The following is a 21,983-nucleotide window of genomic DNA, read 5'->3' on the forward strand; positions in this document are numbered from 1 at the left end:
TCGACGTCTACGCGCCCTGGCACCCGCCGATGGACCAACTCGGCCTGCGACCGCTCCTCGTCGCCCACATGGCCGAGGTCGGCGTCGACGTGACCGATGCCGAGGCCCGCATCCGGGCCGGTCAGATCCACATCCTGCTCGCTTCGCTCACCTACTGCGCCTACGAGGGCCGCACCGACGACCTCATCGAGGTTCACACCCGCCTGCTCCCCCTGCTCGACGGCTAGCTCTGCACGAACCCCCCAGGCGACAAGGCGACCTTGTCAGATCGCTTTGTCAGGGCGTATCATCCGGTCGATGAGCATCGCTGAGTTCCGCGTCTCGGCGCGGGGCCAGATGTCACTACCCGCCGACGCTCGCCGTCGGTGGGACCTCGTCAGGGGCGGATCGGTCGAGATCACCGACCTGGGCGATGCGCTGGTCATCGTGCCCGCCGGTGGGGGCGGCCTGCGGGCGCTGCTCCGCCGTGCCGTCGACGACGCCGGTGGCTACGCCGAGCTGGCCCGCCGCGCCGCCGATGACGAGCCCGATCTCGCGTGAGTGACGGTGATGTGGTCATCGACGACCACCTCCTTCTGCGGGTGCTGCTCGATGACGAACCGCCAGACCTCCGAGATCGCGGTGGCCGGATCTCCACGACGGGGCTCTGGTACCACCGCCTCGGTCGAGCGCTCAGCACCTCGACGGTGACCGGGTCCCTCTCCCGGGCACTGGGCGACGTCGAGGCCGGTCTCGGGTCCCAGGCCGTCCGTGCGGTCACCGCGTTGCCGGAGGCTGTCGGCCTCACCTCTCTTCGTGAGCTCGCGTGGCCGATGGCCCAGCTGCTCGAGCAGGGTGTCCGGCTCGACCTGCTCTCGCTCGAAGCGCTGGCGACCGCCGAGCACCTCGGCGCCGAGATCTGCCTCGCTCCTGCCGACGAGAACCCGCCGCTGCTCGCCGCCGCCGCCCGGCGGGGTGTCCGGACCCGACTCGTCACGCCGTAGGTCCCGGCCCACTCGACATCGCCCTCCTCTCCTCGGTCAGCTGGTGCCCATGTTCTCATCGACGTAGGCGTGGGTCAGGTCGTTGGTGAGCACCGTCGCCGTCCCCGGGCCGAGCCCGAGGTCGCAGGTGATGGCCAGGTGCCGCTCCTCCATGTGGGCGGCCACGGCCGCGTCGTCGTGGGCGACGGTGACCCCGCCGGCGGCCACGGTGACGCCCCCGTAGGCCACGGCGATGCGTTCCTGGTCGAAGGCGATGCCGGCGGTGCCGAGCTCGCTCGCCAGCCGCCCCCAATAGGGATCGCGCCCGTACCACGAGCACTTGCAGAGCGCGCTCCGGGCGATGCGGTCAGCACCGGTGCGGGCCTCGGCGTCCGATGCCGCGCCGGCCACGGTGAGGCGCACGACCTTGGTCGCGCCCTCAGCGTCGTCGGCCATCTGCTCGGCCAGCGAGGTGCACACCGACGCGACGGCGGCGGCCAGGTCAGCCTCGTCGACCGGCCCGGCCCGGCCTGACGCCAGGATCACCACGGTGTCGTTGGTCGAGGTGCACCCATCGGTGAGCAGGGCGTTGAAGCTGCCATCCACCCCGGCGGCCAGGACCTGGTGCAGGGTGGCCGGATCGACCTCGGCGTCGGTCGTGAGCACGGCGAGCATGGTGGCCATCGAGGGCGCCAACATGGCCGCACCCTTGGCCATGCCCCCGACCGTCGCCCCGCCGGCGGCGGCAACGGCCTCCTTGCGGCGGGTGTCGGTGGTGCGAAGGGCCTCGGCTGCGGCGGCCCCACCCTGGTCGTCGCCCGACAGCCCGGCCACCAGGTCACCGACGCCGGCCACCAGCGGCTCGATCGGCAGCGGGATGCCGATGAGCCCGGTCGAGCCCACCAGCACCTCGTCCTCGGCGCAGCCCAGCTCGGCGGCCACCGCCGCGCAGCTGCGCTCGGCGTCGGCTCGGCCCAGGGCGCCGGTGGCGGCGTTGGCGTTGCCGCTGTTGAGCACGACCGCTGCGGCCCGTCCGCCGGTGGAGCCCAGGTGAGCCTGCGAGACCAGCACCGGCGCCGCGGTCATGAGGTTCGCGGTGAACACCCCCGCAGCGGAGACGGCCGTGCCGTCGGCCGTGGCCACGAGGGCCAGGTCAGCCTCCCCGCTGTCCTTGATGCCCGCGGCGACCGCGCCGGCGATGAAGCCCTGCGGCGCGGTGACGCTCATCGCTTCCCCTCCGGCCCCGGTCCGTTCTGGGGGCCGCAGCGGGTCCGACATTCGGTCACGGGTAGACGCCGACGATGCTGAGGCCGGCGGTCTCGGGGAGGCCGAGGACGAGGTTGGCGCACTGGACCGCCGTGCCCGAGGCACCCTTGCCCAGGTTGTCCAGGGCACAGAGCGACACGATCCAGCCGGTGCGCTCGTCGAGCACGGCCGAGACGTGCGCCGCGTTGGAGCCCTGGGTCGCCTTGGTGGAGGGAGACCCGGCCACCACCGAGACGAAGGGTTCGTCGTCGTAGGCCTGGGCGAAGGCATCGGCCACCTCGGCGGCGGTGGTGCCGGCCACCGGCCGGGAGTAGCAGGTGGCGAGCATCCCCCGGCTCATCGGCACCAGGTGGGGCGTGAAGAGGACCTGGGCCGGAGCGCCGGCCACCCGGGTGAGGGTCTGCTCGATCTCTGGGGTGTGGCGGTGGCAGAGCAGGCCGTAGGCGGTGACATCACCGTCGGCCGCGCAGAACGTGGTGGTCGCCTTGGGCGGCCGGCCCGCGCCGGAGAGGCCGCTGACGGCGTCGACCACGATGCCCGTGGGCTCGACCAGCCCGGCCCGCAGCAGCGGGGCGAGGGCGAGGGCGGCGGCGGTCGGGTAGCAGCCGGGGCCGGCGATCAGCGAGGCGCCCGCCACCTCGGTGCGGAACAGCTCGGGCAGGCCGTAGACGGCCTCGGTCAGCAGCTCGGGCACGGTGTGGGCCTCGCCGTACCACTCGGGGTAGAGCGCGGCGTCGGCCAGGCGGAAGTCGGCGGCCAGGTCGACCACCGCGCCCACCCGCCCCCGCAGCTCGGGGACGACGGCCTGGCTGGCGCCGTGGGGCAGGGCGCAGAACACCATGTCGAGACCGTCGACGGTGGCCGGGTTCCAGGCGTCGAAGGTGCGTCCGGCGTAGGCGCCGGTCAGGCTCGGGTAGAGCCCGGCGACGGGCTGACCGGCCTGAGAGTCCCCGGTGGCCACCACCACCTCGAGCTCCGGGTGACCGGCGAGCAGGCGCAGCAGCTCGGCGCCCGTGTACCCCGATGCCCCGATGATGCCGACCTTGGCCATGGTCACATCCTATGCGTTGCAGCGCATCACTATGCAATGAGGGGAACGACCCGCCACCGCCCGACCGTCAGCCCGGGGCCGACACCACGCCGATGAGGGCCACCACGACGCCCGCCAGGGTGACCATCAACACCATGAGGCCTAGGAACCACCGGCGCATCTCACCCGCCGAGGCCGCCACGGCGTCGAGCAGTCGCGTCTCCAACGCCGCCCGCTCCGCGGCGGCGTGGGCGAAGCCGTCAGTCATCCGCTGCTCCAACGCCGCCCGCTCCCTCGCGGCATCCGCGAAGCCGTCGGCCATCTGCCGGCCAAAGAGGGCGAACTCGGCCCGCATGTGGTCCTTCGTGGCGGCCTCGTCGAGGTCACGGGCTGGGAAGTGGGCGAGCATCTCGCTGATGGCCTCCTCGTCGCGGATCACGGCGCCCAACCCCAGATAGAGAGATGAGCGGCTCTTCTCGCTGAGAGACATCAGAGTCCTCCTTGACGGTGGGTGTCAATGAGGGGAAGTGCGGGTGACAGTACCGAGGGGGTGCGACAGCGAGGGTTCAGCCTCGGAGGGTGGCGCGGTGGGCGCCGGTCACGGCGTCGATGAGGGCCTGGCGGGCGTCGGCCACCTCGGCGTCGGTGAGGGTGCGCTCGGGTGAGTCGAACCGCACCCGGTAGGCCAGGGAGCGCCGACCGTCGGCCACACCGGGGCCCCGGTACGTGTCGAAGAGGCGCACCGACCATACGAGCGGCGAGGCAGCCGTGAGGGCGCGCTCGAGGTCGGTGGCCGCCACGTCGCCGGGCACCTCGAAGGCCAGGTCGACATCGCTGGAGGGGAACCGCGACACGGGACGGTAGGTCCGCTCCCCCACCGCCGTCGCCAGCAGCGCGCCCAGGTCGACCTCGAGCCAGGCGACGCGCTCGCCGACACCGAGCGCGTCGAGCACCGCCGGGTCGACCTCGCCGACCGAGCCGACCTTCTCGCCCCCGACCCGGGCGATGGCGCTGCGGGTGGGGTGGAGGCCGGGCCGCTCGGCGTTGGCCACGTCCACGTTGTCGAGCCCGAGCCGGGCGGCGAGCGCCAGCCATACCTGCACCGCTTCGGGTGCCTCCGCCCCGGCGAGGGCGACGCCGAGGTGCTCGCGCTCGTCGGGCAGCAGGTCGGGGCGGCCGGGACCCGTCGGTGCGGCTCGCGTCTCGGTCGGGAGGAACACGTGGCCGATCTCGAAGAGGCACACGCCGGTGCGGCGGCGGGTGGCGTTGGTGGCCACCGCCCCGACGAGGCCGGGCAGCAGCGTCGGGCGCAGCACCGACTCCTCGGCGACGAGGGAGTTGAGCAGCCCGATGCCGGTGGTCGGAAGGCCGCAGGCTGCGAGCTGGTCGGGGGCGAGGAACGGCAGGGGCATGACCTCGGTGAGCCCGAGCCCGGTGAGCAGGCGGCGGACCTCACGGCGGCGACGCTGCGCGTGGCTCAGACGGCCGGGGCGCGAGGTGGCCAGCTCGCGGCGGGGGATGTGGGCGTAGCCGAAGTGACGGGCGACCTCCTCGACGACGTCGATCTCGGCGGTCGAGTCGTGGCGCCACGTCGGGATGGTCACGTCGAGGTCACCGTGAGAGTCCTCCACCGGCGTCGAGGTGAACCCGATGGGGTCGAGCAGTGCGGTGATCGCCGGGGTGTCGAGGTCGGTGCCGAGCACCTGGTTCACCCGGGCGGTGCGGACCCGCACCGGGGCACGGTCGGGGAGGTCGCCCCGCTCGTCGACGGCACCGGGGGCCAGGGTGGTGCCGCAGATCTGAGCGGCCAGGGCGGCGAAGCGGGCCGCGGCGAGGTCGATGACCTCGGGGTCGGTGCCGCGCTCGAAGCGGGCCGCGGCCTCGGTGCGCAGACCCAGGCGTCGCCCGGTGCGACCGACGGCCTCGGGCCGGAACCAGGCCATCTCCAGGGCCACGTCGGTGGTGGTCGGGGAGATCTCGGCCGCCGCGCCGCCCATCACGCCGGCGATGCCGAGGGCCACGTCGTCGCCGCCGCAGATCAGCAGGTCGTCGGGCGCGAACGTGCGCTCGACGCCGTCGAGGGTCCGGAGGCTGTCGGTCTCCCGGGCCCGCCGGATGCGGAATCCGGCCCCGGGCACGCCGGCGAGGTCGTAGGGATGGTTGGGCTGACCCAGCTCGAGCATGACGTAGTTCGAGATGTCGACCAGGGCGCTGATGGGCCGCATGCCCAGGTGCACCAGCCGCTGCTGCATCCACTCCGGTGACGTCGCCGTGGGGTCGAGACCGCGGAGCAGCCACGTCCCGAAGCGCCCGCAGAGGTCGGGGTCGAGGATCTCCACGGTCAGGGCGTCGGCCGCCGGGGCGCCGGCGGTGGTGACCTCGGGTCGAGCCAGCGTGAAGGGCACGCCCAGGCGGGCGGCCAGATCGCGGGCCAGGCCGGCCACGCTGAGGGCGTCGGGCCGGTTGGCGTTGACCTCGAGGTCCCACAGCACGTCGGGCGCGACGCCCAGCGCGTCGGCGACCGGCGTGCCCGGCACCAGACCGGCGGGCAGCACCCGGATGCCGGCGTGGTCGGAGCCGAGGCCCAGCTCGGCCGACGAGCAGAGCATCCCGTTCGACCACTCGCCGCGCATCTGACGCCGGGCGATCTCCATGCCGCCGGGCATCGTCGTGCCGAGCGTGGCGAGGGGGACCAGGTCGCCCTCGGCCATGTTGAACGCGCCGCACGCGATCTGCAACGCCTCGCCGTCGCCCGCATCGACGTCGACCAGCCCGATGCGGTCGGCCTTCGGGTGGGAGCGCAGGGCCAGCACCCGGGCCACGACGATGCCGGTCAGGCCCTCGCCCAGGCGCGTGACGGCGTCGACCGGGGTGCCCAGGTCGTTGAAGGCGTCGCTCACCACGTCGGGGGCGTGGTCGAAGGGCGCCATCTCGCGCAGCCAGGAGTAGAGGACCTTCATCGGGGCCGCGCCCCGACATCGATGGACAGAACCGTCGCCCGCATCAGAACTGCTCCAGGAACCGGACGTCGACCGAGAGGATCTCGCGCAGGTCGGCCACCCCGTGGCGGGTCAGGGCCAGGCGGTCGATGCCGAAGCCGAAGGCGAAGCCCGTGAACTGCTCGGGGTCGATGCCCCCGTTGCGCAGCACGTTGGGGTGCACCATCCCGCAGCCGCCCAGCTCCAGCCAGCTGCCGTCGGGCCGCTGGATGTCGAACTCGGCCGAGGGCTCGGTGAACGGGAAGTACGACGGCCGCAGGCGCGACGAGAACCCGGCCCCGAAGTAGGCCCGGGTGAAGGCCTCGATGGTGCCGGCCAGGTGCCCGAAGGTGATGCCCCGGTCGACGACGAGCGCCTCGATCTGGTGGAACGTGGCCAGGTGGGTGGCGTCGCGCGCCTCGTTGCGGTGCACCCGGCCGGGTATCACGACGTAGATGGGCGGCCCCTGCTCGGCCATCACCCGCAGCTGCACCGGCGAGGTGTGGGTCCGCAGCACCACGTCACCGGGCTCGCCCCGGTCGACGAAGAAGGTGTCCTGCATGTCGCGGGCGGGGTGGAAGGCGGGGAGGTTGAGGCCGGTGAAGTTGTGCCAGTCGTCTTCGACCTCGGGGCCCTCGGCCACCTCGAAGCCCATGCCGACGAAGACGTCCTCGAGCTCCTCCATGGTCTGGGTCACCAGGTGCAGGTGACCGGCGCTCCGCTCGGCGCGGACCTCGGTCAGGTCGAGGCGCTCGGCCGCCACCCGGGTGGCGCGGGCCGCGGCCTCGAGCTCGGCCCGGCGGCCGTCGGCGGCCTCGGACACCGCAGCACGGACCCGGTTCAGGGCCAGGCCGGCCTCGCGCCGCTCGTCGGGCCCGAGACCGCCGAGGGCGCGCTTCGCCCCCGAGAGCTCTGACTGCTTGCCGGTGAGCTCGGTCTCGAGCTCCCGCAGTCGGTCGAGGTCCGGCGCGGCACGAAGGCGATCGACCGCCGCCGATTCGATGCGCTCGATGTCGGCGATGACCGAGGTGCTCATGGACGCCTCACCCTGCCAAGCCTCCCACGCCCCCGACAAGTCGGTTCCCCCGGGACGGTGGCGCCCTAGCAGGAGCGAGCTACGACGCCGCCGGTGGCGCCGACGGCGGGACGAGCGGGAGGGTGAAGCGGAAGGTGCTGCCCTCGCCCTCGACCGAGGTTGCCGTCAGGTGCCCGCCGTGCGCTTCGACCAGGCCTCTGCTGATCCAGAGGCCGAGGCCGGTGCCGGTGGGGCGGCCCTCATCGCGGCGGAAGAACCGCTCGAACACCCGGGGCAGGTCGACCTCGGGGATGCCCTGGCCCCTGTCCGACACCGCCACCGCCACCCCGTCGCCGACAACCGTCCCTTCGATGCGCAGGCCCAGGGGGTTCGCGTACTTGGCGGCGTTCTCGACCAGGTTGGTGAGCACCTGCTCGACCTTGTCGGGATCGGCGGTGACCTCGGGGAAGTCGGCCGGGAAGGCGATCGCGGCGTCGAGATCGGGCTCGTGCAGGGCGACCTTCTCGACCACCGAGTGGGTGAGCGCAGCGACGTCGAGCGGCCGCACCCGCAGGTGGAGCCGGCCCGTCTCGAGGCGGGAGACATCGAGCAGCTCGGTGAGCATGCGCGTCACCCGGTCGGCGTCGAGGCGGATCTGCTCGAGCAGCTCGAGCTTGCGGTCATCGGCGATGCCGTCCCAACGCGAGATGAGCAGGCTGGTGAAGCCCTTGATCGAGGTGAGGGGGCTGCGCAGCTCGTGGCTCACCGTGGCGATGAGCTCCACGGCGTTGAGCGGCTCGTCATCACCGTCGACCACGTCACCATCGTCGATCGGATCCGACGGGTCCTCGCCGTCGATCGGATCGGACGGACCCGCACCCGAGGACGGGTCCGGTGCTCTCATCGCTCCCCCTGGGCGGCGGCGCGCTGGCGGACCACCTCGAAGGCCAGCACCGAGCCGGCGACGGCGACGTTGAGCGACTCCACCTGCCCTCTCATCGGCAGCGACACCCACGTGTCGACCCACGCCTCGATCTCGTCCGGCAGGCCGTGGGCCTCACCGCCGAGCACCAGCGCCACCGGGCCGGTCAGGTCGACCGCGTCGGGCGGCGTGCCCCGCTCCCCCGCCGCCCCCACCCGGGTGACCCCGGCGGCGCCGAGGCCCCGCAGCACGCCGCCCGCGACGCCGGTGCGGACCGGCACGCGGAGCACTGAACCGGCCGAGGCCCGCACGACCTTGGGCGCCCACGGGTCGACGGATCCGTCGGTGAGCAGCACCGACGAGGCGCCCACGGCCTCCGCGGTGCGCAGCAGGGTGCCGGCGTTGCCCGGATCGGTCACCCCCACCAGTACGACGTGGAGCGCGGCACTCCCGCCCGCGACCTCGGCCGCCGGGGACGGGATGCGGGCCACCGCGGCCACGCCGTTGGGGGTGGCGACCTCGACGTGGCCCTTCAGCCCGCCGCTGACCGCCCAGGCCGAGGCCCCCCCGGCCACGGCCTGCGCCACGGCCCGGTCGATCTCGGGCCGGTCGAGCGCGTCGGGGTCGACGTAGACGTCCTCGACCACGAGCCCGGATCTCACCGCCTCGACCAGCAGCGTCGGACCGTCGATGACGAAGGCACCCTCCTCGGCCCGCGCCCGGCGCTGGCGGGCCAGGCGGCCCAGCCGCACGACCCGGGCGTTGCGGGGCGACAGAGGCGCCGGGGGCGCGCCGCACCCGACGGTCGCGTGGCGGTCCGTCGGGTCAGGGCGAGCAGGTCGCGGAGACGCCATGACCGTGCCGGTCGGCGTCGACGGGTCCGGCTCAGGCCGCGGGCTCGGCCTCGGCCGCCACCCTCACCAGGGCGGCGAAGGCCTGCGGGTCCGAGACGGCCAGATCCGCGAGCACCTTGCGATCGACCTCGACCTGGGCCATCCGAAGACCGCTGATGAACCGGCTGTAGGACATGCCGTTCTCGCGGCAGGCAGCGTTGATGCGCTGGATCCAGAGCTTGCGGAACTCGCCCTTCTTGGCCCGGCGGTCGCGGTATGCGTACTGCAGGGAGTGCATGACCTGCTCGTTGGCGGCCCGGTACGAACGGCTCTTGTTGCCGTAGTAGCCCTTGGCGCGCTCGAGGGTGGCCTTGCGGTGCTTCTTGCTGGCAACGGATCGCTTGACGCGGGCCATGGCTGTCGCTCCTGTTGTGCTTCGGTGCCCGTCAGGGAAGCCGCGAGGTGAACGGCCGACGGGCGAGATCTGGACGTGGGTGTTGGTGCTACCGGTTGCCGAGCATGCGGTTGATGCGGTCCCGGTCACCCTTGGCGACCTCGACCTCACCGGTGAGGCGGCGGGTGCGCTTCGACGGCTTCTTCTCCAGGATGTGGCTCTTGTTGGCCTGGAGCCGCATGAGCTTGCCCCGGCCGGTGGTCTTGAAGCGCTTGGCCGCGCCCCGGTGGGTCTTCATCTTGGGCATGGAGGTGTCCTCGGTCGAGCCGGTCGGGCCGGCGGGTGGGAGTGCTCAGGAGGCGGCGGGATCGGCCTCGGGGGCCTCGGCGGTGGCGTCAGCTGGTGGGGTCTCGGTGTTGGCGTCGGCCGGTGGAACATCGGTGGTCCATGCGGGAGCGGGAGCGGGAGTGGCGGTGGGAGGGGCGGTGGGAGCGGCGGTGGGAGGGGCGGGCTGAGGACCGGCGGCGGATCCGTTGCTGACCGCCGCGTGGGCGGCCTCGGCCTCCTGCTCCTTCACCATGGCGGCGTGGGCGGCCTGGGCTCGCTTGTCGGGGGCGAGCACCATGATCATGTTCCGCCCGTCGAGCTTGGGCACGACCTCGACCCGAGCAAGGTGCACGACATCGTCAGCGACGTGGTCGAGGATCTTCTTCCCCAGCTCAGGGTGGGCCATCTCCCGGCCCCGGAACATGATCGTCACCTTCACCTTGTGACCCTCGCCGAGGAACTTCTCGACCTTCTTGGTCTTGGTGTCGAAGTCTCCGGACCCGATCTTGGGCCGGTACTTCATCTCCTTGATGACGACGTTGGTGCTCTTCTTGCGAGACTCCTTGGCCTTCTGGGCGGCCTCGTACTTGTACTTCCCGTAGTCCATGATGCGACAGACGGGGGGGTTGGCCTTGTCTGCCACCTCGACCAGATCGAGGTCGAGATCACGGGCGATGGCGAGGGCCTCGGGCAACGGTCGGATGCCGATCTGGGCACCGTCGGCGCCGACGAGGCGGACCTCACGGGCACGGATGCGATCGTTGATGCGGGGCTCGTCGGTGTGCGGCGCTGCTATGGCCGGGCTTCCTTCATGCGGTGCGCAAGTCCTCCGTTGCGTCGGATGGGATGGTGTGCGACCGCATCGAGACCGATGATCGACGGTGCGGCCGCCGGAGAGCCGACGTCCGCAGGCGGCCCCTGAGAGACCAGCGTCGATCGACCCGGCGCACCTGTGGTGGCCGGGTGGGAACCTCGCGGCCCCGCTTCCCGTGTTCGTTTGTGGCCCTAGGGTACGGGCGCGCCGCCTCGGGCTGCAACCATGGTCGCGGCGGGGCACCGATCCCACCGACCGCCACGCCCGCTGATCCTCCGACGACGACACCTTGAGGTTGACCGACATGAGCCTGTGGACCCCCGGCGGCGAGCACGAAGTTCCCCGCGACCGCCCCGGCCCGGCGACCGACGCCCCGGCCACCACGCCCGGGGCCCCGACGGGCGCAGCGCCCCAGGTCGACATCGACCCCGAGATGGCCGAGGCGCTCGCCGCCATGTCGCCCGAGGAGCGGGCCCAGGCCGAGAAGATGATCGGCGAGATGGCCCAGGCCCGGGCCGAGCTGGCCGCCACGCCGGCCGCCGTCGTGGTGGGCAACCACGCCATGGGGCTCTACGAGCTGGCCGCCATCCACCTCTCCCAGGACCCGCCCAACCTCAGCGAAGCGCGGGTCGCCGTCGACGGCCTCGCCGCCCTCGTCGGTGCCCTCGAGGGCCGCCTGGGCGAGAACGAGGCCACCCTGCGCCAAGCGCTCAACCAGCTCCAGCTGGCCTTCGTCGAGCTGTCGAAGCGCGCCGCGACCGGGGGCGACGACCCCGGCGAGCCATGACGGTCCTGGTCACCGGCGGGGCGGGCTACATCGGCTCCCACACCGTCGCGCTCCTGCGCCAGCGGGGTCGCGACGTGGTGATCTACGACTCCCTCGAGCTCGGGCGGCCCGAGGCGACCCTCGGCGCCCCGCTGGTGGTCGGTGACATCGCCGATGCGGAACTGGTGAAGGCCACCGTCGCCGAGCACGGCGTCGACGCTGTCATCCACTTCGCCGCCTACAAGGCGGCGGGTGAGTCGATGGAGCAACCGGGGCGCTACTTCGCCAACAACGTGGCCAAGACCAACACGTTCCTCGACGCGGCGCGCGAGGTGGGCGTTCCGCGCATCGTGTTCTCGTCGTCGTGCTCGGTCTACGGCACCCCGACCTGCCTGCCGGTCGACGAGACCCACCCGCTCGCCCCCGAGAGCCCGTACGCCGAGAGCAAGCGCATGGTCGAGGACATGTTGCGGTGGTACTCGGTGGCCCACGACCTCCGCTCGGTCAGCCTGCGCTACTTCAACGCCGCCGGGGCCGCCGCGAGCGGGCTGATCGGCGAGGACTGGACCGTCACCCTCAACCTGGTGCCGCTCGTGATGAAGGCCGCCCTCGGTCGCGTCCCCCAGCTGACCGTGTTCGGCACCGACTACCCGACCCGCGACGGGACCGGGGTGCGCGACTACGTCCACGTCGACGACCTGGCCGACGCCCACGTCCGGGCCCTCGAGTACCTCGAGGCGGGCGGTGAGACCACGGCGGTCAACCTCGGCACCGGCGTCGGCTCCACTGTGCGCGAGGTGCTCGACTGCGCCCGTGAGGTGAGCGGCGTCGACATCCCGTCGCTCGACGCGCCGCGCCGGCCCGGCGACCCGGCCGAGGTCTACGGCGACAACCGGCGGGCCCACGAGCTGCTCGGTTGGCGCGCCGATCGCAACCTGTCGACGATCATGGCCTCGGCCTGGCAGTGGCACTCGACCCACCCTGACGGGTACGACGCCGCGACCTGACCTGAGGTGACGGGACCCGGTCGAACCCGACCCGTCGACGCTCCGCCCGCCGTCGCGCCGCAGTGGCGCGGCCGTAGGGTCAAGGGCGTGGATCGCAGGTCGCGTGCATCGTTGGCGGGAGCCCTGGCCGCGGCCGCCGCCCTGGCCGCGGCCGAGCTGGTCAACCTGGCTGCCCCCACCCGGCCGTCACTGCTGATCGCGGTGGAGACGTGGTTCGTCGACACCTTCGCCGGGGCCCTGAAGGACATCGCCGTTGCCCTCTTCGGCACCGCCGACAAGATCGCCCTCGCCGTCGGGGCGGTCCTCTTGCTGTTGGTCTTCGGCGTGCTGGCCGGGAAGCTCGAGGCCAAGGACCGTTGGCGGGGGGTGGCGCTGATCGTGGGCTTCGGGCTGGCAGGGGTGGCGGCGACGGCCCGCCACCCCCAGGGCTCGGTACCGGTGGCCTCCGCCGCTGCGCTCGTCGGGGTCGCGGTCGGCACCGTCGTGCTGTTGACCCTGCTCGACCGCTTCGACGTGCGCGTCGCCCCGGGGGCGGCCCGGGCCTTCGCCGACCGCCGCGCTCCCGATCCGGGGGCGGCCTCAGGTGGTGGTGACGGCCCCCCTGTCGGCGCCCTCGCCGAGGTCGCGGGAACCCGACGCGATGTGATGGTGTGGGGGCTGGGCGCCGGAGCGCTCATCGTCACCGGCGGCGTGCTGGCCAAGGGCGTCGGCGACCGCCTGCGACGGGCCCGCAGCATCATCCCCGACTCGCTGCCCGCGGCGGCCCCCCCGGCCTCGGTGCCGACCTCCCAGCCGTTCGAGGCGACGGGCCTCTCGCCCTACATCACCCCGACGCGGGACTTCTACCGCATTGACACCGCCATCCAGACCCCGTTCGTGGTCACCGACGAGTGGACCCTGAAGGTGACCGGGATGGTCGACAACGAGCTCGAGCTCACCTACGCGGAGCTGGTGGCGCGCGACCTGGTCGAGGAGGTCGTCACCCTCTCCTGCGTGTCCAACGAGGTCGGCGGCGACCTCGTCGGCAACGCCCGCTGGACCGGCATCGGACTGCGCGACGTGCTGGCCGAGGCCGGGGTGGCGCCCGGGGCGACCCAGATCGTCGGCGAGTCGGTCGACGGCTTCACCGCCGGGTTCCCCACCAGCATCCTCGACGACCCGGACCGACCCGCGCTCGTCGCCGTCGGCATGAACGGCCAGCCCCTCCCCCGCGCCCACGGCTTCCCCGCCCGCCTGGTGATCGCGGGGATCTACGGCTACGTCTCGGCCACCAAGTGGCTCTCGGAGATCCGCCTGACCACCCTGGAGGGCGAGGACGGCTACTGGATCGACCGGGGCTGGGCCAAGGAGGCCCCCATCAAGACCTCGTCGCGCATCGACGTCCCCCGTCGAGGCGACCGGCTGGTGGCCGGCACCGTGCCCGTCGCCGGGGTGGCCTGGGCCCCGAACCGGGGCATTCAGGCCGTCGAGGTCCGGGTCGACGGTGGGAGCTGGCAGCAGGCCGAGCTGGGCCGGGTGGCCTCCGACGACACCTGGGTGCAGTGGCACCTGGCCTGGGAGGCGCCCGGCGGCGACCACGTCATCGAGGTCCGGGCCACCGACGGCGACGGCCGCACCCAATCGCGTCAGGAGGTTGCGCCCATCCCCGACGGCGCCGAGGGCTGGCACCGCCAGGAGGTCAGCGTCGCCGAGAGGTGAACCTCGTAGGCGGGAGGCGGAGAGAGAGAGAGAGAGAGAGAGAGAGAGTCGGCGACAGCTCCGGATCGGGTTCCGCCTCCGGCGACGGGGTAGGTGCCCCCCGTCGCGGCGCGGGCCTTCGCGCCGCCCGACCCCAGGAGATGTTGATGCGCCGTTCCCGTTGGGCCCTGCTCGCCCCGTTCTTCGCCGTGACCCTCATGCTCGCCGGGTGCGGCGACGACGACGACGATGTCGACGTCGACGCCCCCGACGTCGAGAACCCGGTCGAGGACGAGGACGTCCCTGACGTTGACATCGAAGACGACGAGTGATGAGGGCCGACAAAGCCTGAACCGCCGGGCGGCGCCGCAGGTCGCGGGCGCTGCGACCTGGAACCGGAGAGCCTTGCTGGCTCTCAGGGCGACAGCGGTTCGGCCCGGGTGACCTGCCACTGGCCGTGGTGCCCGGGTCCCACCGTGACCCGCAGCCGCCGGCCCGTCTCGGTCGTGCGGCTGCCGTCGGTCAGGTTGGTGCACTGCAACGCCACCTCATGGCCATCGACGGTGCGCACCGTGCCCCAGCCCCGGGCGTCATCCCACTCTGTCACCACTCCGTCGACGCCCGCCCGGTTCACGGCACCCATGATCGACCGGTCGCCCCTCAGTGGACGATCTTGGCCAGCGCCAGCTCGAGGATGTCGGTGGCGCCGGCGTCGCGCAGGGCCGGGATCAGCACGTTGATCTGGGCCTTGGGCACCACGGTCTCCACCGCGAAGCCTCCCCCGCGGTGCAACGCCGAGACCGTGGGCGCCTTCATCGACGGCAGGATGTCGATCACCGCGTCGAGGTCGTCGACGCCGACGTTGAGCTTCACCAGGACCTTGCCCCGGGCCTCCAGGGCACCGTCGAGCAAGGTCTTGAGCTGGGCCATGGCGTGGGCCTTGGCCGGCTCCGCCAAGGCCGACGGGTTGGCGATGAGCTCGGTGTGGGAGGTGAGGATCTCCCCGATGACCTTCAGCCCCGCGGCCCGCAGCGCCCGGCCCGTCTCGGTGAGGTCGACGATGGCATCGACGATGTCGGGCACCTTGGCCTCGGTGGCCCCGTAGCTCAGGCTGATCTCGGCCTCGATGCCGCGCGCCGCGAAGTACCGCCGGGTGAGCTCCGGGTACTCACTCGCCACCCGGACCCCGTTCGTCAGGTCGTCGACCGAGCTCACCGGGGAGTCGGCCGGTACGGCAAGCACGATGGTCACCGGGCGGGCGGTGGCCTTCGAGTAGTGCAGCGGTCCCAGCGTCTCGACCTTGGAGTCGGTCTCCTCGATCCAGTCCCGGCCGGTGATGCCGATGTCGAAGAGACCGTCGGCCACGTAGCGGGGGATCTCCTGGGGGCGCAGGATCCGCACCTCGGCGATCCGGGGGTCGTCGATGGTGGCCCGGTAGTCGACCGTTGATGAGCGCGAGACCGCGAGGTCGGCCGCCTCGAAGAGCTCGAGGGTGGCCCTCTCCAGCGAGCCCTTGGGCAGGACGAGGTGCAGCACGCCCGCCATGGTGCCCCGCCGACCCGTCCCCGGCCAACCGCCCCGCCTGAAGCGGTGAGCACGCGACCACCGTTCGGTGCCCATCTGCTCACCGCTTCGCCGTCGGTGAGCGGCTACCAGGGGGTGTAGGGGGCGTCGGCCCGGCTGAGCCAGCCCAGCACCTCCCGGCGGGTCATCGGCCCCCGCGGCTGCCAGGGCGGGGGCAGGGCGCCCGAGGCCACCATCAGGCGGGCCTCGTCGCGCGCCGCGGCCAGGCCGTCGGCGTCGAGGGCGCAGCGGGTGGCGTCGGGGTCGAGGCCGAAGAGCCGGGCCGCGTTGAGGCCGAACACCTTGGCCTTCACCTCCGGCGTGAGCATCGGGTAACCGTGCTCGGCGGCGGTGGCCTCCGCGATCTGGAAGGCCCGGAAGGCCATGATCTGGGGCTGGGGCGAGCCGTACCAGATGCCGTCGGTGCCCCACATGACCCGCTCGGTGCCGACGTGCTTGAGCAGCTTACCGACGGCGTGAGCGGCCTGGTCGGGGTCGTTCATCGTCTCTCGCCACGTGGTGCCCAGCTCGGCCCAGACGTTCTGGTTGGGGGCCGATGCCGTGGTCATCGAGGGCCTTCACCAGCGAATCGATGCCGGTCTCGGCCGCAGCCGGGTCATAGGCCCCCTCGCGGGTCTGGATCTCGAAGGCGCCGTGGTAGACGACGAAGTCCATGTCGGGATAGGCGCGGGCGAGGGCCACGAGGTCGCGGGGGCCGTTGAAGCGCCGGTCGAACTCGAGCAGCGGCAGGCCCTTGTGCCCGCACATCACCTTCACCCCGAGCGACCGGGCCTGCTCGATCACGGGGATGCCGAGGGCGGGGTCGTCGAGGGCATAGCCCTGGCCGTTCGGTCCCCACGCGGTGTACACCTTGAACGCGGCGACGTTGCCAGTGCCGGCCCGGACCGCCATGTCGTCGAGGCGGGCGCCGAGCGGACCGAAGTTGGGGGCGATGACGTTGTGCACCAGCACCCGGCTGGCACCCCCGGTGGTCAGGGCGGCGGCCAGGGACTGGGTGCCGAGGGCGTCGTCGAACGGCATGGGTGCGTCGTCGGGGCCCGAGTTGGGCACGTCGGAGAGCAGGGCGACGGTGGTGTCGCTGGCCAGGAACATGTCGTGGAGGTAGGCGGCGCGATCCAGGCAGTCGTAGCGGTCGTCGGTGGCGCACCCCGCCGGCACCAAGCCCAGGATCATCTCCGCGATGCGGGGTGCGTTCTGCCGCCACGGCCGGTCGGGCATGACGTGGTGGGTGTGGACGTCGAAGATGAGCTCGGTGCCGCCGAGGGCGGTCTCGCACGCGGCGGCGTCCTCGGGGTCGGGAACCTCGTAGGTGCCGGCCGGCGGTGACGTCGTGGGCTGACGGCCCCCGGTGGTCGACGGCGACCCGGACGAGGGGGTCGCCGTCGTCGGCCCGGCGGTGTCGTCCCCCGAGCAGCCGGCCAGGTTGAGCACCCCGAGGGTCACGGCCATGCCCGACGCGCTCTGCAGGAACCGGCGACGGTCGATGCCCGTGCGGCGCGCCGCGGCGTCGGCCCGCGCCACGATCAGGCGGGCCGCCTCCCGGTCTCGGGCCGAGGGTGGACCGGGCAGGAACTCGCCGTTCGACACCGACCCCGGCCGGAACGGCAACGGTGCCGGTCGGTCCGGCTCACGCTCGTCGCGGTAGCGCCCGGTCATGGCCTCAGCCTCCCAGAGCGGCCGACCTCACGCGGGTCGTCGCCTTCCCCTGTTCAACGTCGCCGCCGCTCGGGGCGTTGCGTCGGCTTTCGGAGCGCCGGTGTCCCCGACGACGGCCCCGGGTCAGCTCACGCCGACGAGGTCGACGACGAAGACCAGCGTCTCGTTGGGGGCGATGGCGCCGGGTGCCCCGCGGGAGCCGTACGCCATGTCCGGCGGCAGGGTCAGGCGGCGCTGGCCGCCGACCCGCATCCCGACCACACCCTGATCCCACCCGGCGATGACCTGGCCGGCGCCGAGGCGGAAGGTGAACGTGTCGCCCCGGTCCCATGAGGCGTCGAACTGCTGGCCCGTCGACCACGACACACCCACGTAGTGGACCTCGACGTTGCTGCCCGAGGTCGCCTCGGCCCCGTCGCCGACGGTGAGGTCGTCGCTCTCCATCTGGGCGGGCGGATCGATGTCGGGGACGGTGACGTCGGGCTTGGCCATGGCCGCACCCTACGGCGTGGTCTCCTCGCGACCGCCCGAGTCGTCGCTCCCGCCGGCGACGACGAGGCGGAAGCCACCGTCGATCTCCTCCTGGTCGAGCAGGTCGGCGTGGCGGCGGTGCCACGCGCCGGACGCCAGGTCGGCCCGCAACCGCTCGATCCCCTGGTCCCGCTCGGCCGCGGGAAGCGCCGCGGTCGATGACGCCGCCGCCAGCACCGCGGGGTCGAGGTAGCGCTCGGGCCGGCGCCACCCCGCCCACAGGATCCCGTCGGCGCAGTCGTGGGGCACCGGCAGCGTCGTCACCACCCCGCCGCCCAGCGCCTCGGCCACTGCGGTCGGCGACGGTGGCAGGTTGAGGTCCAGGTCCATGATGCCGGGCAGGTACTCATCGATCAGCCAGAGCCCGGCGTGCTCGTCGTCGTCGAAGGTGACGATCACCTGGTGCCGACTGGTGCGTCGCAGCTCGGCCAGCCCGGCGCGCCAGTCGCTCCAGTGGTGGAGGCTGAGCACCACCAGGGCGGCGTCGAGCGCGCCATCGACCAGCGGGAGGGCTTCGGCCACCGCCCGTGCGGCGGGCGCCGCCCCGGCCGGGCGCTGGGCCACCATCACCGCCGAGGGCTCCAGGGCGGCGACAGTGCGGCCGGCGGGCTCGTAGGACCCGGCGCCGGCCCCCACGTTGGCGACCGTGGCGCAGCCGGCCAGCGCCGCGTCGATGGCCCGCTGCCAGCTCGGCTCCGGTCGGCGAACCCTGCTGTAGCCGACGCCGATGCGGTCGTAGGCGGGACCGGGGGCCGGGCCCACTACTAGTCGGCCTCGGGTTCGAGCTGGGCGGCGGGGTCGGCCTCGGGGCGCTCGGGGCCCGGGAGCAGGTCGTGCACCGACCCGATGCGATGCGCCCCGGGGCCGAGGTCGACCCCGCCGTAGAGGTCGTAGGGGTCGAGCAGCAGCGGCACCAACCCGGCGGCGCGGGCGCCGGCGACGTCGTAGCGGAGGCTGTCGCCCACGTAGCCGATGCGGGCCGGGTCCACCCCCCGGGCCGCCATCACCTCCAGAGCGGGGGCGAACACGGCCGGGTCGGGCTTCTCCACGCCGACCACGCCCGAGTCGACGACGACCTCGACCGGCACGCCGCCGCCGGGGCCGACCTGGCACAGGCCCAGGTTCCGGATCAGGCCCTCGACCTGGCCGATGGCGTTGCTGACCACCCCCAGGAGCACCTGGGCCTCGCCCAGGCGCTCCATGGCCGTCACCGTCTCGACCATGGGGAAGCGCCAGCAGTAGTGGCCGAAGACCCGGGTGAACGCGCGCCAGGCCTCGTCCATCCGCTCGGCGGGCACGCCGGCCTCGGCGAGGTAGGCAGCGATGTAGTCGAGCCATGGGCCTCGGCCCTCGAGGGTGGAGGTGGCGTGAGCCCGCATGCCGACGTAGTGGGCTCGCACCAGGTCCACGAGCGTGGCGGTGGCCTCCAGCGGGGCCAGGGCGGCGCCGAGCGAGACCGGGTCGGGGATCGTGATGACGCCGCCCACGTCGAACAGCACCGCGTCGAGGTCCCGCCCCACCACCGGTGATGTCTGCTCGCTCACGCCACCATCCTCCAACGTTGCACGGTTCTGGACCCACGGGTCGGTCATCCGCTCAAAGTTGTGGCCCGTCGGATCCGGAAAGCCGGACCTTGCACGGTTCTGGACACATGGGTCGGTCATCCGCTCAAAGTTCGGTCATGCTCGGATGCGCTCGAGCAGGCGGACCATCTCGACCGCGCTGTGGGCGCTCTGTTCACCGACGTTGTGGCCGCCGGCGTCCTCGGAGCGCTCGAGGGCCTGGTCGAGGTCCTCGGTGGTGAGCACGCCGAAGATGATCGGGACGCCGGTGGCCAGCCCGGCGCGCAGGATGCCCGCCGCGCTCTCCCCCGCCACCGCCTCGTAGTGGGTGGTGGCGCCCCGGATCACACACCCGAGGCCGACAACCGCGTCGACGCGGCCAGACTCGGCGAAGGCCTTGGCCGCGAGGGGGACCTCGAAGGCCCCCGGAACCCACTCGACGGTCGGCGGCTCGGCCCCGACCGCGGTCAGGCCCCGCTGCACCCCATCGAGGAGCCGGAACGTGATCAGGTCGTTGAAGCGCCCGGCCACAACCGCGACGCGCACACCGGCGCCGTCGAGGTTCGGTTCCATCCGTCGGGGCGAGGCGGCATCACCCGCCATCAGGCCTCCTCGCCGGCCGCCGGCAGGTCCAGGGGCGGGTCGCCGGGGAGATCGGCGGGCGGGGTCGGCGCCGCGCCCTCGCCGATGTCGTCGAGGCCCTCGAGCAGGTGGCCCATCCGGTCGCGCTTGGTGCGGAGGTAGGCGATGTTCTCCGGGTTGGCGGCGGTCACCGACGGCACCCGTTGGGTGATGTCGAGGCCGAAGCCGTCCAGGCCGCCGTACTTGGCCGGGTTGTTGGTGATGATCCGCATGGTGGTGATCCCGAGGTCGGTCAGGATCTGGGCTCCGATGCCGTACTCGCGGCTGTCGACGGGCAGACCCAGGTCGGTGTTGGCGTCGACGGTGTCGCGCCCCTCGTCCTGCAGCGTGTAGGCCCGCATCTTGTGGCCGATGCCGATGCCGCGACCCTCGTGGCCCCGCAGGTAGACGATCACGCCCTTGTCCTCGGCCGCGATCATCGCCATGGCCGAGTCGAGCTGCACGCCGCAGTCGCAGCGCATGGAGCCGAACACGTCGCCGGTGAGGCACTCGCTGTGCACCCGGACCAGCACGTCATCGGCGCCGTTGACCGACCCCCGCACCATGGCCACGTGCTGCTCGCCGTCGAGCACTGACTCGAACACGTAGCTGGTGAAGTCGCCCCACTGGGTGGGGATGCGGGCCTCGGCCACCCGGCGCACCAGCTTCTCGGTGCGACGGCGGTAGCGGATCAGGTCCGCGATGGAGATGAAGAGCAGGTCGTGCTCGGCCGCGAAGCGCACGAGCTCGGGCACCCGGGCCATGTCCATCTTCTTCTCGTCGACGATCTCACAGAGGACCCCGGCCGGGGCCAGGCCGGCCAGGCGGGCCAGGTCGATGGCCGCCTCGGTGTGACCGGCTCGCTTGAGCACGCCCCCCTGGCGCCCCACGAGGGGGAAGATGTGGCCGGGGCGGGCCAGGTCGCCAGGGCGGGTGGCCGGGTCGACCAGCGAGGCAATGGTGGCCGACCGGTCGTGGGCCGAGATCCCGGTCGAGGTGCCGTGGCGGTGGTCGACGGTCACCGTGAACGCGGTGCGCATGCTCTCGGTGTTCTGCTCCACCATGGGTCGCAGGTCGAGCTCGGCGGCCCGCTCGGCGGTGATCGGCGCGCAGATCACCCCCGAGGAGTGCTGGAGGAAGAACGCGATCTTCTCCGCCGTGACCGCCTCGGCCGCCATGATGAGGTCGCCCTCGTTCTCGCGGTCCTCGTCGTCGACGACGACCACGATCTCGCCCCCCCCGACCGCCGCGATGGCGTCCTCGATGGGAGCGAAGGGGGGCCTCGGGTCGGGGCCGCCCTCGAGGTGGTGGGCGGGGTCGGAGGACGGCGTCATGGCTGGCTCCAGGTGGTGGCGTCGGACCCGAGGGGTGCCCGCAGGGGTGGAGGTGGGGACGGGAGGCCGGCGGCAGCGCCAGGCCGCGCCTCGTCGCCGGCGGGCTCGGGCCCGTCGAGGCCGGCGAGGGCGTCACGGTTGGCGTACCAGGCGAGGAGGCGCTCGACGTGCTTGGCGGTCACGTCGACCTCGAGGTTGACGGCGTCGCCCGGGCGACGGAGGCCGAGGGTCGTGACCTCGGCGGTGTGGGGGATGATCGCCACCGAGAGGCCGTCGTCGTGGACGGCGGCGACGGTGAGGCTGACGCCGTCGATGGTGATCGAGCCCTTCGGAACCACGTAGCGCAGGAGGTCGACGGGCACGGTGATGCGCAGGTCCGGGGTGGGGGCAACGACGTGGCCGACGCCGTCGACGTGGCCCTGCACGATGTGGCCGCCGAGGCGGTCGGTCACCCGCACCGGGCGCTCGAGGTTGACCCGGTCGCCGGGGGCGAGGTCGCAAAGCGAGGTGCGCGAGAAGGTCTCGTCGACCACGTCGGCCTCCCACCAGCCGTCGCCGAGGGTGACCACGGTGAGGCAGGTGCCGTCGACGGCGATCGAGTCACCTATGCCGGCGTCGGATGTCACCACTTCGGCCTCGATGCGCAGCCGCATCGCCTCTCGACCGGAGACGGTGCCCAGCTCCTCGATGATGCCGGTGAACAT

27 protein-coding genes are annotated in these 21,983 nt (G+C 72.8%); 7 read left to right on the forward strand and 20 right to left on the reverse strand.

Features of this window, described 5'->3' with window-relative positions:
* From VNL12_RS11020 to VNL12_RS11030, 3 genes are all read left to right on the forward strand, one after another.
* On the forward strand, positions 1–227 hold a 227-nt coding region (locus VNL12_RS11020), incomplete at its 5' end, for a hypothetical protein (RefSeq protein ID WP_325594472.1).
* A 70-nt stretch (positions 228–297) separates the two neighbouring features.
* Positions 298–540, forward strand: coding sequence for an AbrB/MazE/SpoVT family DNA-binding domain-containing protein (locus VNL12_RS11025; protein WP_325594474.1), 243 nt, complete (start codon positions 298–300; stop codon positions 538–540).
* Positions 537–983 carry a hypothetical protein gene (locus VNL12_RS11030; RefSeq protein ID WP_325594476.1) on the forward strand — a complete coding sequence of 149 codons (447 nt, stop codon included), beginning with the start codon at positions 537–539 and terminating at the stop codon, positions 981–983. The genes VNL12_RS11025 and VNL12_RS11030 overlap by 4 nt, the downstream gene beginning before the upstream one ends.
* A gap of 36 nt (positions 984–1,019) precedes the next feature.
* Here VNL12_RS11030 and argJ read toward each other — a convergent pair whose 3' ends face one another.
* From argJ to infC, 10 genes are all read right to left on the reverse strand, one after another.
* Complete coding sequence (gene argJ, locus VNL12_RS11035; RefSeq protein ID WP_325594478.1) at positions 1,020–2,189, reverse strand: bifunctional glutamate N-acetyltransferase/amino-acid acetyltransferase ArgJ; 1,170 nt, start codon at positions 2,187–2,189, stop codon at positions 1,020–1,022.
* A gap of 55 nt (positions 2,190–2,244) precedes the next feature.
* A complete protein-coding gene (gene argC, locus VNL12_RS11040) occupies positions 2,245–3,279 on the reverse strand; it encodes an N-acetyl-gamma-glutamyl-phosphate reductase (protein ID WP_325594479.1) in 1,035 nt (344 codons plus the stop codon).
* Between the two features lie 67 nt (positions 3,280–3,346).
* A complete protein-coding gene (locus tag VNL12_RS11045) occupies positions 3,347–3,748 on the reverse strand; it encodes a hypothetical protein (protein WP_325594481.1) in 402 nt (133 codons plus the stop codon).
* A gap of 76 nt (positions 3,749–3,824) precedes the next feature.
* Positions 3,825–6,218, reverse strand: coding sequence for a phenylalanine--tRNA ligase subunit beta (pheT, locus tag VNL12_RS11050; protein ID WP_325594483.1), 2,394 nt, complete (start codon positions 6,216–6,218; stop codon positions 3,825–3,827).
* Between the two features lie 43 nt (positions 6,219–6,261).
* Positions 6,262–7,257 carry a phenylalanine--tRNA ligase subunit alpha gene (gene pheS, locus VNL12_RS11055; protein WP_349257839.1) on the reverse strand — a complete coding sequence of 332 codons (996 nt, stop codon included), beginning with the start codon at positions 7,255–7,257 and terminating at the stop codon, positions 6,262–6,264.
* A 94-nt stretch (positions 7,258–7,351) separates the two neighbouring features.
* Positions 7,352–8,068, reverse strand: coding sequence for a HAMP domain-containing sensor histidine kinase (locus VNL12_RS11060; protein WP_325594487.1), 717 nt, complete (start codon positions 8,066–8,068; stop codon positions 7,352–7,354).
* Between the two features lie 83 nt (positions 8,069–8,151).
* Positions 8,152–8,925: an RNA methyltransferase gene (locus VNL12_RS11065; RefSeq protein ID WP_325594489.1), complete on the reverse strand. Its 774-nt coding sequence runs from the start codon at positions 8,923–8,925 to the stop codon at positions 8,152–8,154.
* Between the two features lie 133 nt (positions 8,926–9,058).
* Positions 9,059–9,421, reverse strand: coding sequence for a 50S ribosomal protein L20 (gene rplT / locus VNL12_RS11070; protein ID WP_325594491.1), 363 nt, complete (start codon positions 9,419–9,421; stop codon positions 9,059–9,061).
* Positions 9,422–9,509: 88 nt separating this feature from the next.
* Positions 9,510–9,707 carry a 50S ribosomal protein L35 gene (gene rpmI / locus VNL12_RS11075; RefSeq protein ID WP_325594493.1) on the reverse strand — a complete coding sequence of 66 codons (198 nt, stop codon included), beginning with the start codon at positions 9,705–9,707 and terminating at the stop codon, positions 9,510–9,512.
* A 45-nt stretch (positions 9,708–9,752) separates the two neighbouring features.
* The gene (gene infC / locus VNL12_RS20935) at positions 9,753–10,523 is read right to left on the reverse strand and encodes a translation initiation factor IF-3 (RefSeq protein ID WP_349257840.1); all 771 of its coding nucleotides are present in this window, start codon (positions 10,521–10,523) and stop codon (positions 9,753–9,755) included.
* Between the two features lie 322 nt (positions 10,524–10,845).
* Here infC and VNL12_RS11085 point away from each other — a divergent pair, with 322 nt between their 5' ends.
* From VNL12_RS11085 to VNL12_RS11100, 4 genes are all read left to right on the forward strand, one after another.
* Positions 10,846–11,328: a hypothetical protein gene (locus VNL12_RS11085; RefSeq protein ID WP_325594629.1), complete on the forward strand. Its 483-nt coding sequence runs from the start codon at positions 10,846–10,848 to the stop codon at positions 11,326–11,328.
* Positions 11,325–12,314, forward strand: a complete 990-nt coding sequence (gene galE / locus VNL12_RS11090) for a UDP-glucose 4-epimerase GalE (RefSeq protein ID WP_325594495.1) — start codon at positions 11,325–11,327, stop codon at positions 12,312–12,314. The genes VNL12_RS11085 and galE overlap by 4 nt, the downstream gene beginning before the upstream one ends.
* 111 nt (positions 12,315–12,425) lie before the next feature.
* Positions 12,426–14,012 carry a molybdopterin-dependent oxidoreductase gene (locus VNL12_RS11095; RefSeq protein WP_325594497.1) on the forward strand — a complete coding sequence of 529 codons (1,587 nt, stop codon included), beginning with the start codon at positions 12,426–12,428 and terminating at the stop codon, positions 14,010–14,012.
* Positions 14,013–14,158: 146 nt separating this feature from the next.
* Complete coding sequence (locus VNL12_RS11100) at positions 14,159–14,323, forward strand: hypothetical protein (protein ID WP_325594499.1); 165 nt, start codon at positions 14,159–14,161, stop codon at positions 14,321–14,323.
* Between the two features lie 83 nt (positions 14,324–14,406).
* On the opposite strand, the gene VNL12_RS11105 is transcribed toward VNL12_RS11100, so the two are convergent.
* The 10 genes from VNL12_RS11105 to VNL12_RS11150 all read right to left on the reverse strand — a co-directional run bounded on the left by VNL12_RS11105 (position 14,407) and on the right by VNL12_RS11150 (position 21,983).
* A complete protein-coding gene (locus VNL12_RS11105; protein WP_325594501.1) occupies positions 14,407–14,625 on the reverse strand; it encodes a hypothetical protein in 219 nt (72 codons plus the stop codon).
* A gap of 26 nt (positions 14,626–14,651) precedes the next feature.
* Positions 14,652–15,527, reverse strand: coding sequence for an ATP phosphoribosyltransferase (gene hisG, locus VNL12_RS11110; RefSeq protein WP_325594503.1), 876 nt, complete (start codon positions 15,525–15,527; stop codon positions 14,652–14,654).
* A gap of 113 nt (positions 15,528–15,640) precedes the next feature.
* A complete protein-coding gene (locus tag VNL12_RS11115) occupies positions 15,641–16,057 on the reverse strand; it encodes an amidohydrolase family protein (protein WP_325594505.1) in 417 nt (138 codons plus the stop codon).
* Positions 16,020–17,231 carry a hypothetical protein gene (locus VNL12_RS11120; protein ID WP_325594507.1) on the reverse strand — a complete coding sequence of 404 codons (1,212 nt, stop codon included), beginning with the start codon at positions 17,229–17,231 and terminating at the stop codon, positions 16,020–16,022. Before VNL12_RS11120 ends, VNL12_RS11115 begins: the two co-directional genes overlap by 38 nt.
* A gap of 123 nt (positions 17,232–17,354) precedes the next feature.
* Positions 17,355–17,723 (reverse strand): FKBP-type peptidyl-prolyl cis-trans isomerase, encoded by a 369-nt coding sequence (locus tag VNL12_RS11125; protein ID WP_325594509.1) that lies wholly within the window; start codon positions 17,721–17,723, stop codon positions 17,355–17,357.
* Positions 17,724–17,732: 9 nt separating this feature from the next.
* Positions 17,733–18,524: a class I SAM-dependent methyltransferase gene (locus VNL12_RS11130; RefSeq protein ID WP_325594511.1), complete on the reverse strand. Its 792-nt coding sequence runs from the start codon at positions 18,522–18,524 to the stop codon at positions 17,733–17,735.
* 2 nt (positions 18,525–18,526) lie between these two features.
* The gene (locus VNL12_RS11135; RefSeq protein ID WP_325594513.1) at positions 18,527–19,306 is read right to left on the reverse strand and encodes an HAD family hydrolase; all 780 of its coding nucleotides are present in this window, start codon (positions 19,304–19,306) and stop codon (positions 18,527–18,529) included.
* Positions 19,307–19,441: 135 nt separating this feature from the next.
* The gene (gene ribH / locus VNL12_RS11140; protein WP_325594515.1) at positions 19,442–19,927 is read right to left on the reverse strand and encodes a 6,7-dimethyl-8-ribityllumazine synthase; all 486 of its coding nucleotides are present in this window, start codon (positions 19,925–19,927) and stop codon (positions 19,442–19,444) included.
* A complete protein-coding gene (locus VNL12_RS11145) occupies positions 19,927–21,279 on the reverse strand; it encodes a bifunctional 3,4-dihydroxy-2-butanone-4-phosphate synthase/GTP cyclohydrolase II (RefSeq protein WP_325594517.1) in 1,353 nt (450 codons plus the stop codon). The genes ribH and VNL12_RS11145 overlap by 1 nt, the downstream gene beginning before the upstream one ends.
* Entirely contained in the window at positions 21,276–21,983 is a 708-nt protein-coding gene (locus VNL12_RS11150; RefSeq protein WP_325594519.1) for a riboflavin synthase, read from the reverse strand. The genes VNL12_RS11145 and VNL12_RS11150 overlap by 4 nt, the downstream gene beginning before the upstream one ends.

The sequence above is a fragment of the Iamia sp. genome, from assembly GCF_035575815.1.
Lineage (GTDB): Bacteria > Actinomycetota > Acidimicrobiia > Acidimicrobiales > Iamiaceae > Iamia.

Coding starts and splice junctions, on each gene's coding strand:
- argJ (WP_325594478.1), bottom strand. CDS start 2,189: ATGAGCGTCACCGCGCCGCAGGGCTTCATCGCCGGCGCGGTCGCCGCG.
- VNL12_RS11115 (WP_325594505.1), bottom strand. CDS start 16,057: ATGAACGACCCCGACCAGGCCGCTCACGCCGTCGGTAAGCTGCTCAAG.
- VNL12_RS11045 (WP_325594481.1), bottom strand. CDS start 3,748: ATGTCTCTCAGCGAGAAGAGCCGCTCATCTCTCTATCTGGGGTTGGGC.
- argC (WP_325594479.1), bottom strand. CDS start 3,279: ATGGCCAAGGTCGGCATCATCGGGGCATCGGGGTACACGGGCGCCGAG.
- ribH (WP_325594515.1), bottom strand. CDS start 19,927: ATGGCGGGTGATGCCGCCTCGCCCCGACGGATGGAACCGAACCTCGAC.
- pheT (WP_325594483.1), bottom strand. CDS start 6,218: ATGAAGGTCCTCTACTCCTGGCTGCGCGAGATGGCGCCCTTCGACCAC.
- VNL12_RS11085 (WP_325594629.1), top strand. CDS start 10,846: ATGAGCCTGTGGACCCCCGGCGGCGAGCACGAAGTTCCCCGCGACCGC.
- VNL12_RS11125 (WP_325594509.1), bottom strand. CDS start 17,723: ATGGCCAAGCCCGACGTCACCGTCCCCGACATCGATCCGCCCGCCCAG.
- VNL12_RS11145 (WP_325594517.1), bottom strand. CDS start 21,279: ATGACGCCGTCCTCCGACCCCGCCCACCACCTCGAGGGCGGCCCCGAC.
- rplT (WP_325594491.1), bottom strand. CDS start 9,421: ATGGCCCGCGTCAAGCGATCCGTTGCCAGCAAGAAGCACCGCAAGGCC.
- VNL12_RS11120 (WP_325594507.1), bottom strand. CDS start 17,231: ATGACCGGGCGCTACCGCGACGAGCGTGAGCCGGACCGACCGGCACCG.
- VNL12_RS11025 (WP_325594474.1), top strand. CDS start 298: ATGAGCATCGCTGAGTTCCGCGTCTCGGCGCGGGGCCAGATGTCACTA.
- VNL12_RS11100 (WP_325594499.1), top strand. CDS start 14,159: ATGCGCCGTTCCCGTTGGGCCCTGCTCGCCCCGTTCTTCGCCGTGACC.
- rpmI (WP_325594493.1), bottom strand. CDS start 9,707: ATGCCCAAGATGAAGACCCACCGGGGCGCGGCCAAGCGCTTCAAGACC.
- galE (WP_325594495.1), top strand. CDS start 11,325: ATGACGGTCCTGGTCACCGGCGGGGCGGGCTACATCGGCTCCCACACC.
- VNL12_RS11150 (WP_325594519.1), bottom strand. CDS start 21,983: ATGTTCACCGGCATCATCGAGGAGCTGGGCACCGTCTCCGGTCGAGAG.